The organism is Sphingobium vermicomposti, from assembly GCF_011762025.1.
In the GTDB taxonomy this organism is placed as follows: Bacteria; Pseudomonadota; Alphaproteobacteria; order Sphingomonadales; family Sphingomonadaceae; genus Sphingobium; species Sphingobium vermicomposti.
In genome coordinates this window covers 657,227-670,992 of the sequence record NZ_JAASQR010000001.1, presented here as the reverse complement: position 1 = coordinate 670,992, position 13,766 = coordinate 657,227, and the positions used below count along the sequence as shown (strand labels likewise).

Below are 13,766 nucleotides of genomic sequence, written 5' to 3'. Positions count from 1 at the left end.
CGGCATTGCTTAGCTTTCAATATTCTATGGTGGGTGTCGTCGTCAGGGAACGAAGCACTCCCGGTGCCGAGTTCCCAGGCGAGTCAAATCCATTCACTACAGACCCATATCCAAGCAGTTGGCGCAGGGTGCGCGACGCGCCTTCGAACGTGCGCGGAACATAGAATGTTGCGATAAGCGACCTCATAAGGCGCTTTCGACAAGATAGTTTTTAAGAACATCACCGAGGGAAATCGGACGACGACCCGACAGTCTCTCGACATCACCCGTCACGAGGTCATAAACACCTTCGGACGTCTTTCGTTTGATCTCCAAAGCAAGGGCAAGATATTCCTCAGGAATTTGCGCAAGCTCCAGTTCCTGCCGAAGTTCCTCCATAGACGTCTGGATGACATTAATGGGCTTGCCTGCGACCTGTTCTATAAGGTGCGCCCGGTCGGCGATGGACAGCGCTTCGGTCCCCGTGGCATTGTAGATCGCTCCAGAGTGCCCGGTTCCGACGAGGATAGCTGCCGCTGCTGCCGCCACGTCATCTCTGCTTACAAATGCGACGCGCCCGTCACCAAGTTCGGCCATCCGCCCCGTTACGGTCGACAGCGCGACCTCCCGAGCAAATGATTCCATGAAATAATTGGCGCGAAGTATCGTCCATCGAGGCGCAGATTTGATGAGACGCTGCTCACCTACCCAACTGGCCGCCCCGATATGGGGTTCAGGCTCTTCACGCGTGCCGATGTCGGAAATGAGAATGATATGCCCCACGCCAGCGCTCAGCGCCGCGTCTACAGCATGAACCAGTTGCCGGGCCCGAGCGCCATATCTAAGATCCAGCGTCGGTATGATCAGCAACCTGTCCAAGCCGAGATAGGCTTCCCGCAGACTGCCCTGAGCGTCATAGTCGCCAAATCGCGCTTCATCCGCATATTGCACGCTTTGCGGCGAGCGAGAAATTCCGACCACCTCATGTTCGCCGGACAATTCGCGCAACCGCTTCAAAACGGCCGTACCTAAATGCCCACCGGCTCCACTAATCCCGATTTTCATCTTCAAAGCCTATTCTACTAGAGTGTAATCGGATCATGCCAAATTCTTCTTTTATTTTTTCAGCATCTTCCGCGTTATCATATGAATCCGTCTGCTTCGAAAATGCTCTAGCCAAGTCGCATGTCGATTGAATTCGTGGTGGTGCTGCTTGCCGACGCCAAAATGGGGGTTGCACAGACGAGCTTGGAGCGCACTGAGTTCTTAGTCTGGCAGCTCATTATCATCCCCTCAGATGGCTTGCTCGATCGGCGCTGTCCATCCAGCTTTAGCTCTCTATAGTTGATTCCTATCAACATTTACATATGTTGAATTCTATCAACTTTCTGTCAAGCGATTTCGATAGCTTTTCCGCTAAAGAGGCGATCGCCGCTATGATCAAGGCATTCCCTGCTGGAGTGGAGCGACAGGGCCGCCAGTTCATTCCATTCCGCTTCACATCGGAAACGCATTTGCATCCTGCTGACCGGATAGGGCGGCCGCATATTTCAAAATTGGACTACTAGTGGATCGACTTCGGCATTTCCGATCCCGGAATGTCGAGCCGATCCACCAGCCATATCCTTGCCACGGTTCAACCTGGCGGAACGAAGACCCGGCTGAAGCCGAACTCTTCCGTTCCGGTTGAACCACTAGTTTGCAAAGCTACTCAGAGGTGATCGTCAGCTGGGCTGCGGCTTCCAAGAAACGCATGCTTATATCGACTCTCACAACGACAGCTGAAAAGCCGACAATGTCAGAACCTGGGTAATTTAGCCCTGTCGAAGCGCCTCAAGCGGGTCCGCTTGCGCACCGGCGTGTCCATAGCCAAAGCCAATCTGATACCCCATCAGCTTCAGAAGATCGTCTGGAAGGGTTCGTGCAATATCCTGGGGACAGGCGAGGAACTGATTTTCCTCCTGCCGGACCCAACCCACGCAATAGTTGATCGCCTGGGCGCGCCGAACCTTGTCCGATTGATTGCTGCCCCCGGCGTGAAAAAGCTTGCTCGTGAAAATCATCACGGATCCACGAGCCATTTCTGCCGGCAATGTGTCTTCCATCGTATATTCGGCACGGGGGCGAGCGTGGCTACCCGGAACGACGCGCGTGGCACCATTTTCTTCCGTGAATTCCGTCAATGCCCACAAGGTATTGCAGGAAACGACGTAGTCATCCGGGAAGGGGAAGCTGTCGAAAGTCAATTCATCCTGGTGAATATATTGAGCTGGGCAACCCGGCTTCAATGAGATCATTTCAGTTGCGCCGAGCTGGACGAGGGGCGCATGGCTAAGAATTTCTTTCACCGCCCCGACTACCAGCGGATTCATGACGAGATCGCGGCCAGTCTCCGACCGAGCGATCAAATTTCCGATACGCTGGGAGCCGTTACCAAACCATTCATTCTCGCTATATGGGGTGGATTCCATATAGGGCTGCATGTCCGCCAGGACTTGATCTATAACGGAGCCCGGAACCAGTTCATCTATAATGACATGACCATGCTCGCGGATTACCGCCGCAGCTTCTTCAACCGTGGCTGTATTAGGTAAATGTTGTAGCTTCATCACAAATTCTCCTCGGTTCATGTCATTTTTGCATTCTGAAATTGAAGAAATCATCTGCGCCGGTCGCAAAGTGGATGGCACCGCAGCGATGTTGGCGCGCTTTCATGGCCAGTTGATGCTGACCGAAAAGACCACATGTTCGCTTCACGCGCGGTGAATGGTTTTTGGCGCTTGACGAAAAGCTGATATCGACAACCTCGTGCCTGGGGTCGGCGTGCGCTGAGTTTTCACACTCTTGGTCCCTTGGTTGCCTTGGACGGCTGCTCAGACAAGAATGAGCCAGCGCTTCCTGATTGCCTGCAATGTCAAAACGACTCAACGAATGTGAGATGTTGAACAAGATCAACTTTATGTCAAGCCTGTGCAAGGCTGAGTCCCGAAGGACAGGCAACATGGCTTAATGCTAGCGTGAGCTGTGGCTGGGAGCGGTCGCCCGACGGCAACGACGCTGCATAGAGCATGTCCGGTTCGGTATGATCGGATTATGCTCTAACTTAATTACTCCGGCATGAGTTGGGCATCGGAACCAATGTCGGATTCTGCAGGGTGCAAAGAGGGCTTAATAAGCCGCTGTATATCGTCGGAGGTGATGGTTTTCACCATTGTGATCAGCGAATGTGCGGCGATAGCTTTCATGAGAGGCATCTTCGGTTCCCAGGGCTTATGATATCCCGCAAGCACCGTAGCACCTTCCATGGTGGTATTGATGAACAGCGCCACAGCTTCCACTTCATCTGCGTTAAGGGAAGGATTCAGCTGCTTTACGAATGAGCCAATCAAGGTATGAACATGGCGGTATAATGATTCTATGCGCTCTGCCACGAATTCATTATGATTACTCATCGCCCAAAGTTCAGTCATTAAATGGGTCGTGCCCTTTGTTTTGGCACCTTCCATGGTTCCTGTAATGATAAGAGTCAGCGCCTCTTCTGCTGACATTGCAGACTGGTACACATGCTTTTTCAGCAGATCATCGGCTGAGGTTAGAATCTCATGTAAAAGCAGTTGGACGAGCATCTCTTTCCGAGGAAAATGACGACTAACGTTGCCGATCTGCATGTTGCATTCCGCTGCGACCCTTTTCAGGGTAAAGGCAGCGGATCCTTCTTCAATCAGAACATTGACGGCAGCTTGGAGTATTCTGTCAACGGTCTTTGAGCCATGAGATGACTTTCCCGGGCGCACAATGCCCAGGTCCATCGAAAGGTCGCTGTCACGGGATTTAATCATGGCACTGCCTTAAACCCCATAGGTTCAATCGATCAAGGCTTGCCTATGGCTTGCCGCTGAGGGTGACGTGGATGTGCAACGAGATGCGGCCCGACTTGCAAGCTAACTGACGCCATCCAAAAGGCCGCGGCTAACTTTCACCCAGGGCTGACCCGTTGATCCATTCAGGACGTCAGGCGCGTCGCAATGAACCTGCTCAGCGACGTATCAAGCCCATCGCTGGGTCATGTTCGCGGTGCACGCGTCAAGCCGCTGCATGGCGAGACCATATTAGAATAAAATCGCTACTGTAATATAGGCCCCCGACGCGGCTCATCGCCGCGTCGGGGGTTCATACACAGTTGATTCTTACCTGGTTCAATAGGCCATCTTCGCCGGCACGCAGAGCGAGCGGATCGATTCCGGCGCACTTTCCCAAGGATAGTCGCCACCGTTCATCACCGAACTGTACCCAAGCAACTGGCGCAGCGTTTGCGAAGTGTTCTTCATCACTTCCGGATCGAGGACGAGCGGGAAGTTGATCGAAGGACGGCACCAGGGCGTGGTGATGCCGAAGTTGATCGACGCGCGCTCGCGGTTTTCGGAGATGTTCGCGCCCGTGCCATGCAACAGCATGTCCGTGTAGATGATGAGGGAGCCAGCGGGTGCTTCGGCCGGAACAGACTCGTAAGTCGTGGCGCCCGTGGGGTCGATTTCGGGGTTCCACAGGTGGCTGCCTGGCACGACGCGCGTTGCGCCATTTTCTTCTGCGAACTCGTCCAGGCACCAGATGAACCGCGACTGGTTCGGGGTTGCATGACCCACGCCATTGCTGGCGTCGAGATGGATGAATTGCGCGCCGCTTCCCGGCCGCGTGACGTTGGCATCGACGCTGTGCACCAGATAGCTTTCGTCAAGGACCGTCGGGCCCAGGATATGCTTCGTCAGTTCCAGAACTACGGGATGTTCCAGGACCTGCCGGAAGACTTCGTGGCGATCGGGCAAGCGATTCAGCCGGCGGTTCTTGGCGTCAGGATCGACGAAGAACTTGGCTACGCGGCTTTCGTCGATCGCCTCTTCGCGCTTGATCTCGTCGGCGAGAACCTGACGCGCCGTGCGCACCAGTTCCTCCGGGAACACATCGGTAAGGATCGCGTAACCAGCTCTCTTCAGGTCGGCCTTAGCGGTTTCAATGTCGGGCGTGGGCTTCGGCAGGACCAGATTCGGATCAAGCGGCACGACCTTCGCCGGAGACGCCAGAGTCAGTTTATATTCGTCCATAGACAGGGAGTCGCCAACTGCCATATCAATATCTCCGTTTCGTGTCTGCCGATGCCGGCGCTGCGATATTGAGCCTTCCGCCGACCAAATCTTCCCTGCGGCGGGGCTCTCTGATTGCCGTAGGATCGGCACTTCCCGATAGTTGATTATTTTCAACTATTGTCAAGTGTAATCTCGAGGGAGGGAGCTGCGAACCCTTTTCCGACGGGCGATATGCTGAGTGTTCAGCCATGTAAGCATGAATCCCATATTATCCGGATCGCCATCAAACCGGGCTTGACAAAGGTTGAGGAATGTCAACATTGCGCTTCTGCAGTGATCCAGAATGGCCAAGTGAGCAGTAGACGTCGTCTGGCCGGAAATGGCGGGCCTGAAACGCATGCCACGAGTCTATCGGGAGATGCTCGCCGATACGGAGGGCGCTCCTGAGCTGGCTTAATCTCAAACGATTGGCCGGGTTCAATCAGGGCAAAGCGGAATGGCATCGATCAACGGGCGCGCTGGGGCGCGAGGATCGAGTGCTTCGGTAACAGGAAGGGTAGATTTATGGCGCACGTCAAGTTTCATCTCGGCTATTTTACCAAGTTCGGCGCAACAGCATGGCCCGGTGATGGCAAGGAATTCGGTTCGGAATGGGCTGACGGCACCTATCATATCGAGTTGGCGAAGATGCTGGAGCGGGCGAAGTTCGACTTCGTCCTGTTCGAGGACACGCTGATCGTTGGGGATCGCTATGGCGGCTCGATGGAACTGGACCTCAAAAATGCCACGCTGGCTCCCAAGAACGATCCGATTCCACTACTGCCGCTGATGGCGCATGGGACGTCGCATATCGGGCTGATCGCCACCGCCTCGACCACTTTCTACCCACCCTATCTCCTCGCGCGCTTGTTCTCGACGGTGGACTCGCTGACTCGCGGCCGGGCCGGGTGGAACATGGTGACTTCGAGTGAACAGAATGCCGCCGCCAATTTCGGCCTGGAGAAATTGCTGTCGCCTGCGGAGCGTTATGATGTGGCCGAAGAATATGTCGAATTGACCAACCAGCTTTGGGACTCGTGGGAGGAGGGCGCACTCGTCGCCAATACCGAGACTGGGGTCTATGTCGATCATACGAAGGTTCACAAGATCGACTTCGTTGGCGAACATTTCCGCTCGCGTGGGCCGCTGAACAGCCTGCGTTCGCCGCAGGGGCGTCCGGTCATGTGTCAGGCGGGTGCGTCCGAGCGCGGGCGTGACTTCTCGGCGAAGAACGCCGAAGTGGTGTTGGGGCTGATGACGGGCGGCGTCGCCGGGATGAAGGCGTATCGCGAAGATATTCGCCGCCGCGCAGAAGGCTTTGGCCGCAATCCCGATGATGTGAAGGTCATGTTCCTCACGCCTGTGACCATCCTGCCCGAAGGCGGCAAGAAGCCGGAGATGACGGAAGCGCAGAAGCAGGCGGCATTTGAGCATAACATCGTGATGGCATCGTCATCGCTCGACGTCGATTTCTCGCTTTACGATCTCGATTCGCCGGTGCCGCAGGATATCACCGCCGGCGGGCATACCAGCGCGCTCGAGCATATGAAGAAAGCGGGCCGCGAGCATGGAACGACGCTGCGGCAAATGTTCTCCGCTGGTAAGGGCAGCAGCGGCATGGACATCAGCGGCACTGCCGAAGAGGTTGCCGACAAGCTGATGGAAATGATGGATGAGATTGGCGGTGACGGCTTCCTGCTGGAGGGTGTCGGCTTCAACCACCAGTTGCCCGATCTCGTCGATGGTTTGGTTCCTGCGCTCCAGCGTGCAGGTGCGGTGCGTACCGATTATGAAGGCACCACGTTCCGCGAGGTGCTTCGGGAGTTCTAAGCCGTAGAGCAGATCAAACTTAAAAGGGGGCGGGCCAGCGGGCGCGCCCCCTTTTTTGTGGGTCGGAAGCGCGCCATGTCCCTGGCTTTTGGAGCCGCGTTTATGGAAGGGCGGGCAGCAATCGACGGGGCTGGGATGTGCGCGTCGGGCAGGATGACGAACCTGGATCATTCATTGCCAACTGGAAAGGCCTTGACAATGATTGAAGAACGTCAACTATTAGGGTCAGAAGCTCTAATACGGGAACGGCGAGGGCCGATCGGTTTGCGATAATCCTCGCTGCGCTAATGTAATGTGGTGCGATAATGCTGCTGCACATCCGTATAATTGCCAAGAAGTCGGTCGCAACATGATCAAGATCAGGGTGTCCGTAGAAGGACACGCATTCCTGTAACCTAGAGGGGAAAACTATGGTGCATTTGCAGGCTACGGCCGTTCGAACAGGGCTTTTCTGTGCAACAGCATCGTCAGCTTTGATGTTGGCAAGCGGGGCGATTGCGCAAACGTCAGCAGAACCCAGCGTGCCACCCGCAGCGGCTGCCAATAGTTCCTCCGACATCGTGGTCACCGCGCAGCGCCGGGAGGAGCGCGCCCAGGACGTTCCGATTTCGATCACCGCCTTTTCCTCCGACCGTCTGCAGCAGCAGGGGATTACACAGTCCCAGGATCTCCAAGGTGCCGTGCCCTCGCTCACCGTCGGGACGAGCGGCCAGGGTTCGCGCGAGGCGCAGTCCTTCACGATCCGCGGCCAGGGCGCTACCTTGCAGGCGTCGCCGGGTGTCGTGGTCTATCTGAACGAAGTTCCGCTTCCGTCTCCGATCTCGGTGAACCAGCAGGGCGGCCCCGGCAATTTCGTCGATCTTCAGAGCATGCAGATTCTGAACGGCCCGCAGGGAACGCTGTTTGGTCGTAACACCACGGGCGGTGCGGTGCTGCTCGTACCGCAAAAGCCGACGGCGGATTTTGGCGGCTATGTCCAGGCCAAGATCGGTGCCTATGACAATCGCGAGTTCGAGGGGGCGGTGAACGTGCCCATCGTAGATGATAAAGTTCTGCTGCGCGTCACCGGTGCGTATCAGGATCGGGACGGCTTTACCCACGATGTCGTCTGGAACAAGGACCGGGATGACCTTCACTGGTATTCCGGGCGTGTCGGCTTGACGCTTCGGCCCACCGAGACGTTCGAAAACTATACGATGGCCTATGGCGCCTATTCCAGCAACAACGGCACTGGTCAGGTCAATCGCGGTTTCAATATCGAGGGGTTGAAGGCGGTCGTAGATGCCAGTGGGAACCCATTTCCTTTCTGCCAAGAAGGGCCGACCATTCCGGGCGCGATCGTGTCCTGCGACGTCTACCGTGCCGCCGCAGCAGAGGCGGACGCACGCGGCCCCCGCAAGACGGCCTACAGCACCGACACCTACCAGAAGACGAAGACGTGGGGCATCACCAACACGTCCGCGCTGGATCTGAACGACAGCCTGACGCTGCGCAACATCATCAGCTATCAGCGTTTCCAGACGCGCTTCGCGGTGGACAATGATGCGTCGATCTTCCAGCAGGACGAGTATGACGCGCGCCGGTTCCCGGCTTCGGGACAGGTGACGCTGCCGGGCGACGGAACGCCGGTCGAATATCTCCCGCCCGCGCCGACGATCCCGCGCGATCGTTTCCGCACGATAACCGAGGAACTGCAGCTTCAGGGCAAACTGCTTGACGACAAGCTGAACTTTACGGTTGGCGGTTTCCTGTTTGATCAGCGACCCACCGGTTCGCAGGGGGCATCGGTCTATGGCTTCTGCCCCGCCGCGTTCACCGGCTTTTGTGACTCGCAGCGTTTGACCTATGCGATCACGACCAAGTCGAAGGCGCTCTATGGTCAGGCCACATTGGATTTCGGCGCGTTCGCACCCAGCCTCGATGGCCTGAAGATCACCGGCGGATATCGCTATACGTGGGACACTATCAGCGGAAACGCCGCCTACTTTACACCTCTCACCGCAACGCCCGGCAGTTTCGCCTGTTCGGATGGCACGGTGGTGACCGACGCCACCCAGTGTCAGTTCAACGCCCGACTCAAGACCGGCGCGCCGACCTGGACCGCGGGTATCGATTACCGGGTGTCTCCCGACCTTCTGCTCTACGGCAAGATCAGCCGTGGCTATAAGGCAGGTGGCATCAATACCAACGCAGTCTTTGAAAACACGCGGACGTTCCAGCCGGAAAAGGTCACTTCTTATGAAGGTGGCTTCAAGTCCGACTTCAACCTTGCCGGAATGGGCAGCCTCCTGAACGTCAGCTACTATTATCTCGACTATAAGAACATCCAGCGCGCCGCACCCGACGTAAACGGTGCGTTGCTGGGCGCTCAAATTCTGGGAGCCGTGGCGCGCGTTCAGGGTGTCGAGGTCGAGGCGTCGATACGACCGTTCCGCGGCGTCGAGATTGGCGGCAACTTCAGCTACACCGACGCCAAATATAAGAGCTATGAATATACGACCAATCTGCCGGCGGCGGATTGCAGTGGCGGCCTCGTTGCGCCGGGTGGGACGGTCGATCTGGGTTGCGTGCCCTTCACCGGCGTCGCACCCTACACATACAGCTTCCATGTATCGGCTGAACAGCCGCTCGCCAATGATCTGGGGACGCTCGCGATGTTCGTGAGCTATTCCCACACATCTTCGCAGCATACGGCGGCGACGGCGCTACCTGGAACAGAGCCGGGCGAGAAGCTGGAAGCTTTCGGCACGCTTAGCCTGTCGATTGATTGGCGCAAGGTCGCGAACAGCAACCTGGATCTGGGTCTTTACGCGACAAACCTGACCAATAATCTTTACCGGATCGGCAATCCGAACTTGTACAACACCTATCTCTATCATTCGACCATCTATGGTGAGCCGAGGATGTACGGCGTTCGCGCCCGCTACACCTTCTAAAGGCGGATATGGTTCGAACATAGCTTGATCGAACAGGGGGCTCAGCCATGGCTGGGTCCCCTTTTTTTTCGAGGAACGGGTCCGGCGAGACCAACGCCGAGTGCAAGCAGCAGATACCCGCAAAGCAAATGTGACTGCTGATTCGCTGAACCGCGCCGGTGTACCAGATGCTAATCGGTTTAAGTGAGGCAGACGTTCTAGAAAAAGCGCTTGTCCGCGACGTCTAAGCCGCCGACGTTGCGCGATGCCAGGGGGAATGAGGGCGGCGCGGAGAGCGCCGCCCCTCATCGTTTATCGTGTCACGGATTGGGGATCAGCCCCGGAAATTACCGGGATAGGCGATCTCGTCCAAAGATTTGCGTCCGCTTGGCACTTCGCGTTCCTGCAACTTTTCAGGCAAGGCGGCGGGGTCGCCCATGCGGCCGATCGCGATCGCCGCTTCGATGCGGAACCCGTCGGGAACGCCAAGTTCGGTCCGGGTCTTGTCCATCTCAATCCCAGCCATACCGTGAGTGTGATAGCCGAGCAGGTGCGCCTGAAGCGCCATGCCTGCCCAGGCGGCTCCTGTGTCGAAACTGTGCGAGTGGCTCGGCTTGTCCGGCGCGCCCATTGTCGTTTCGCTCACGATAAAGACAAGGACGGATGCTTCCTTGGCCCAAAGGGCGTTGAAAGGCATCAGAAGGTCGACGAAGCGGGACCAGTTCGCAGCATCGTCGCGGGTCGCGTACAAAAAGCGCCACGGCTGATAATTGAAGGATGATGGCGCCCAACGTGCTGCGTCGAATATGGTGCGCAGATCCTCAGCCGACATGACGGACCCATCAAATGCGCGCGGCGACCAACGATGGAGAAAAAGGGGATTGAGAGCGGTGTCGGTCTGCCTGTTGGTCGTCACTGATCGGTCCTTCCATGAAAAAAATTGACGATAGGGGCTGCTTTGGCCCCGCTGAGATGAGGGGCTTGACTAAAGGTTGTCTGCTGTCAACAGTTGTCGTCGACTTCGGGGGAAGCGGCGTGCTCACAAAGGTAACGCGCTTTCCGTTTTCCTGGACGCAATTGGACGGGGTGGGGTATATACTCCGCCGGTCGAAAAGACGGTGAGTGCATGACAGAAGATGTGAGCATGGAAACACGTGGCATTGGTTTGGGAGGCCGCGGTGGTGGCATGCTTCTTCGGGCGACGCTAGCGCAGAATGTCGGGACGGGATGTGCGTTCGGCGGGTTGGGTGTCAGTGTCCTGGCTCTGCAGGATCGTTATGATGCGTCTTTGGGATCGGCCGCGATGGCATTGTCCCTTATCGTCTTGACCATGACGGCGCTTGGCCCGTTGATCGCCGGCCTGATTGCGCGGTGGGGACTTCGGCGCGTGATGTCCACCGGCGTCCTGACCTCCCTGATTGGATATGCCGCGCTGGCCTTTGCGCCTAACATGCCCATCGCGCTGGCGGTATGCGGCCTTTTGATCGGGCCGGGCGCCGCCTTGTTCGCAGCCTTGCCGCCCGCGGTTCTGGCAGGTGCCTGGTATCCCCACGCGCGCGGGCGGGTGATGGGGATCGCCTATCTTCCCATATTGGTCACCGTTATCCCGCTGGTGGGGGTAAGCGTTATCCAGAATTATGGTTTGACGGTCTTTTTCCTGCTGCTCGCTGCCCTGCATCTCCTGTTGCTACCGCTGATGCTGGGTGTGATGGAGCCCCCCCCGGAAGCCGTGGATGAGCAAGGCCCGGTCGATGGCGTGGCCTTGGGCGGCCCGCACATCGTCATCATGGGCGGAGCGCTTTTCTGGCTGATTGTCCTGGGCGACGGCATTCTAAACGGAACGGCTATTACCGGTTCGGCCCATATGCTGCCTGTGGTAGAAGGATATGGCGTTTCGTTGGAGACAGGCGCGGTGCTGCTTTCCGTTTCAGGCGTGTCCAGCATATTGGGTTCTTTGCTGGCGGGCTATGCCTGCGACCGCGTGGGCTCAGCGAAGACGCTTGGACTTGCGGGCGTGGGATTCGCGGCTGCCTGGATAATCATGGCGTTTACAGGATGGTTACCCGCCTTGACGGTTTCAGCCTTCCTCATCGGGCTTTGCGGCGCGTCCGTTTTTCCGCCGATCAGCGCGTTGGTCGTCCAGGTATATGGCGTAGATGCACTGCCCAAGGTCCTGGGCCTGTTGGGGGTCATGACATTGCCGTTTTCATTTTCCATGTCCCCTGCTGCAGGATGGCTTCATGATGCCTTTGGTAGCTTTGAACCCGTATTTGCTGGACTCGTATCAGCCTGTCTGATCGCCGCCGTAACGTTTTTCGGCATCAGTTGGCATCTGGCGCGAAAGGGAGAGCCCGATCTGGAGATGTCCGACGCCCTTTTGTCATCGGCAAGGTCCGCCTGAGGCATCGACCGTGTGCGACGGATGATTTTGGGTCTGGCCTGCCATCCCGCACTTGACAATTTTTGATGATTGTCAAGTATTGGTGTGGGGCGGGAAGAGCCGCCGGGGGCATGTTGGCGAGGTGTAGGGATCAGGCTGTTTCCTCGCCATTCAGGCAGCGATTTGGTTCCAACGACGAAAATTGACTATTTCAGTAAGAGAGGTTCATGACATGGCGCGCACGAAATTCCACCTCGGCTATTTCACGAAGTTCGGGGCCACGTCATGGCCGGGTGACGGCAAGGAATTCGGGTCGGACTGGATCGACGGTTCCTACCACAAGGAACTTGCCAAGATGCTGGAAGCGGCAAAGTTCGATTTCGTCTTTTTCGAAGACACGTTGATCGTCGGTGACAGATATGCCGGCTCCATGGAGCTCGATCTGAAGAACGCGACGCTGGCCCCCAAGCTGGACCCCATTCCGTTGCTGCCAGTCATGGCGCAGGAGACGTCGCACATCGGATTGGTCGCCACCGCCTCCACCACATTCTACCCGCCCTATCTGCTGGCCCGTTTGCTTTCTACGGTCGATTCCCTGACCGGCGGGCGCGTTGGCTGGAACATGGTCACGTCCAGTGAGAAGAACGCGGCTCTGAATTTCGGCATGGACAAGCTGCTGCCTCCCACGGTCCGCTATGACATAGCGGATGAATATGTCGAACTGGCCAAGAGGCTGTGGGATTCATGGGAAGAAGGCGCGCTGGTCGCTAACCCTGAAACTGGTGTGTATGTCGACCATACCAAGGTTCACACCATCAATTTTGAAGGTAAGCATTTCCGCTCGCGCGGCCCGTTGAACACCGTGCGGTCGCCGCAGGGCTACCCTGTTCTGTGTCAGGCTGGTGCGTCCGAACGCGGTCGCGAATTCTCGTCCAAAAATGCGGAAGTCGTTCTGGGCATGATGACCGGCGGCGTACCCGGGATGAAAGCCTATCGCGAGGATATCCGGCGGCGCGCCGAAGCGCAGGGCCGCAACCCAGACGATATCAAGGTCTTCTTTCTGACGCCGGTCAACATCCTTCCCGAAGGAGTTGAGAAGCAGGAAATGACCGAAGCTGAAAAGCAGGCGTCTTTCGAACATAATATCGTCATGGCTTCATCTTCGCTGGACGTGGACTTTTCGCTCTATGATCTCGACGCCCCGGTGCCGCAGGACATCGTCGCAGGGGGTCATACCAGCGCTCTCGATCACATGAAAAAGGCGGGTCGGGAAGAAGGCAAATCCATCCGTGACCTGTTTTCCATGGGCCAGGGCGCCAGCGGAATGGACTTCAGCGGCACGGTCGAGCAGGTCGCTGAAAAGATGATGGCGGTCATGGATGAAGTCGGCGGCGACGGCTTCCTGATTGAAGGATCGGGCTATAATCGCCAGCTGCCCGAGCTGGTCAACGGCGTTATTCCCGCTTTGCAAAAGGCCGGCGCGGTTCGGACAGAATATACCGGCACCACATTCCGCGAAATCCTGCGCGAGTTTTAACGGCG

The 13,766-nt window shown here is 57.1% G+C and carries 9 protein-coding genes; 4 read left to right on the top strand and 5 right to left on the bottom strand.

Translation table 11 applies throughout. The annotated features are described in order from the left end of the window. Nucleotides 1-183 precede the first annotated feature (183 nt). From FHS54_RS03275 to FHS54_RS03260, 4 genes are all read right to left on the bottom strand, one after another. Nucleotides 184-1,044, bottom strand: coding sequence for an NAD(P)H-binding protein (locus tag FHS54_RS03275; protein ID WP_167302340.1), 861 nt, complete (start codon nucleotides 1,042-1,044; stop codon nucleotides 184-186). Between the two features lie 749 nt (nucleotides 1,045-1,793). Further along, complete coding sequence (locus tag FHS54_RS03270) at nucleotides 1,794-2,588, bottom strand: phytanoyl-CoA dioxygenase family protein (protein WP_167302339.1); 795 nt, start codon at nucleotides 2,586-2,588, stop codon at nucleotides 1,794-1,796. 498 nt (nucleotides 2,589-3,086) lie between these two features. Then, nucleotides 3,087-3,818, bottom strand: coding sequence for a TetR/AcrR family transcriptional regulator (locus tag FHS54_RS03265; RefSeq protein ID WP_243855591.1), 732 nt, complete (start codon nucleotides 3,816-3,818; stop codon nucleotides 3,087-3,089). A gap of 357 nt (nucleotides 3,819-4,175) precedes the next feature. Beyond that, on the bottom strand, nucleotides 4,176-5,234 hold the full coding sequence (locus FHS54_RS03260) for a phytanoyl-CoA dioxygenase family protein (RefSeq protein WP_167302338.1): 1,059 nt from the start codon (nucleotides 5,232-5,234) through the stop codon (nucleotides 4,176-4,178). Nucleotides 5,235-5,624: 390 nt separating this feature from the next. Between FHS54_RS03260 and FHS54_RS03255 the strand changes: the two genes are divergently transcribed. Further along, nucleotides 5,625-6,929 (top strand): NtaA/DmoA family FMN-dependent monooxygenase, encoded by a 1,305-nt coding sequence (locus FHS54_RS03255; protein ID WP_167302337.1) that lies wholly within the window; start codon nucleotides 5,625-5,627, stop codon nucleotides 6,927-6,929. A gap of 521 nt (nucleotides 6,930-7,450) precedes the next feature. Further along, nucleotides 7,451-9,865 carry a TonB-dependent receptor domain-containing protein gene (locus tag FHS54_RS03250; RefSeq protein ID WP_167302336.1) on the top strand — a complete coding sequence of 805 codons (2,415 nt, stop codon included), beginning with the start codon at nucleotides 7,451-7,453 and terminating at the stop codon, nucleotides 9,863-9,865. A gap of 313 nt (nucleotides 9,866-10,178) precedes the next feature. Here the strand turns inward: FHS54_RS03250 and FHS54_RS03245 are convergent, their stop codons facing one another. Next, a complete protein-coding gene (locus tag FHS54_RS03245) occupies nucleotides 10,179-10,760 on the bottom strand; it encodes a nitroreductase family protein (RefSeq protein WP_341785926.1) in 582 nt (193 codons plus the stop codon). Between the two features lie 210 nt (nucleotides 10,761-10,970). Between FHS54_RS03245 and FHS54_RS03240 the strand changes: the two genes are divergently transcribed. Together FHS54_RS03240 and FHS54_RS03235 are read left to right on the top strand one after the other, a co-directional pair. After that, nucleotides 10,971-12,245, top strand: coding sequence for an MFS transporter (locus FHS54_RS03240; protein WP_167302335.1), 1,275 nt, complete (start codon nucleotides 10,971-10,973; stop codon nucleotides 12,243-12,245). A gap of 211 nt (nucleotides 12,246-12,456) precedes the next feature. After that, nucleotides 12,457-13,761: an NtaA/DmoA family FMN-dependent monooxygenase gene (locus tag FHS54_RS03235; protein ID WP_167302334.1), complete on the top strand. Its 1,305-nt coding sequence runs from the start codon at nucleotides 12,457-12,459 to the stop codon at nucleotides 13,759-13,761. Nucleotides 13,762-13,766: the final 5 nt, after the last annotated feature.

Bases quoted from the DNA above. Each gene is read 5' to 3' on its own strand.
- FHS54_RS03275 (WP_167302340.1), bottom strand. From the start codon at position 1,044: ATGAAAATCGGGATTAGTGGAGCCGGTGGGCATTTAGGTACGGCCGTT.
- FHS54_RS03270 (WP_167302339.1), bottom strand. From the start codon at position 2,588: ATGAAGCTACAACATTTACCTAATACAGCCACGGTTGAAGAAGCTGCG.
- FHS54_RS03265 (WP_243855591.1), bottom strand. From the start codon at position 3,818: ATGATTAAATCCCGTGACAGCGACCTTTCGATGGACCTGGGCATTGTG.
- FHS54_RS03255 (WP_167302337.1), top strand. From the start codon at position 5,625: ATGGCGCACGTCAAGTTTCATCTCGGCTATTTTACCAAGTTCGGCGCA.
- FHS54_RS03240 (WP_167302335.1), top strand. From the start codon at position 10,971: ATGACAGAAGATGTGAGCATGGAAACACGTGGCATTGGTTTGGGAGGC.
- FHS54_RS03235 (WP_167302334.1), top strand. From the start codon at position 12,457: ATGGCGCGCACGAAATTCCACCTCGGCTATTTCACGAAGTTCGGGGCC.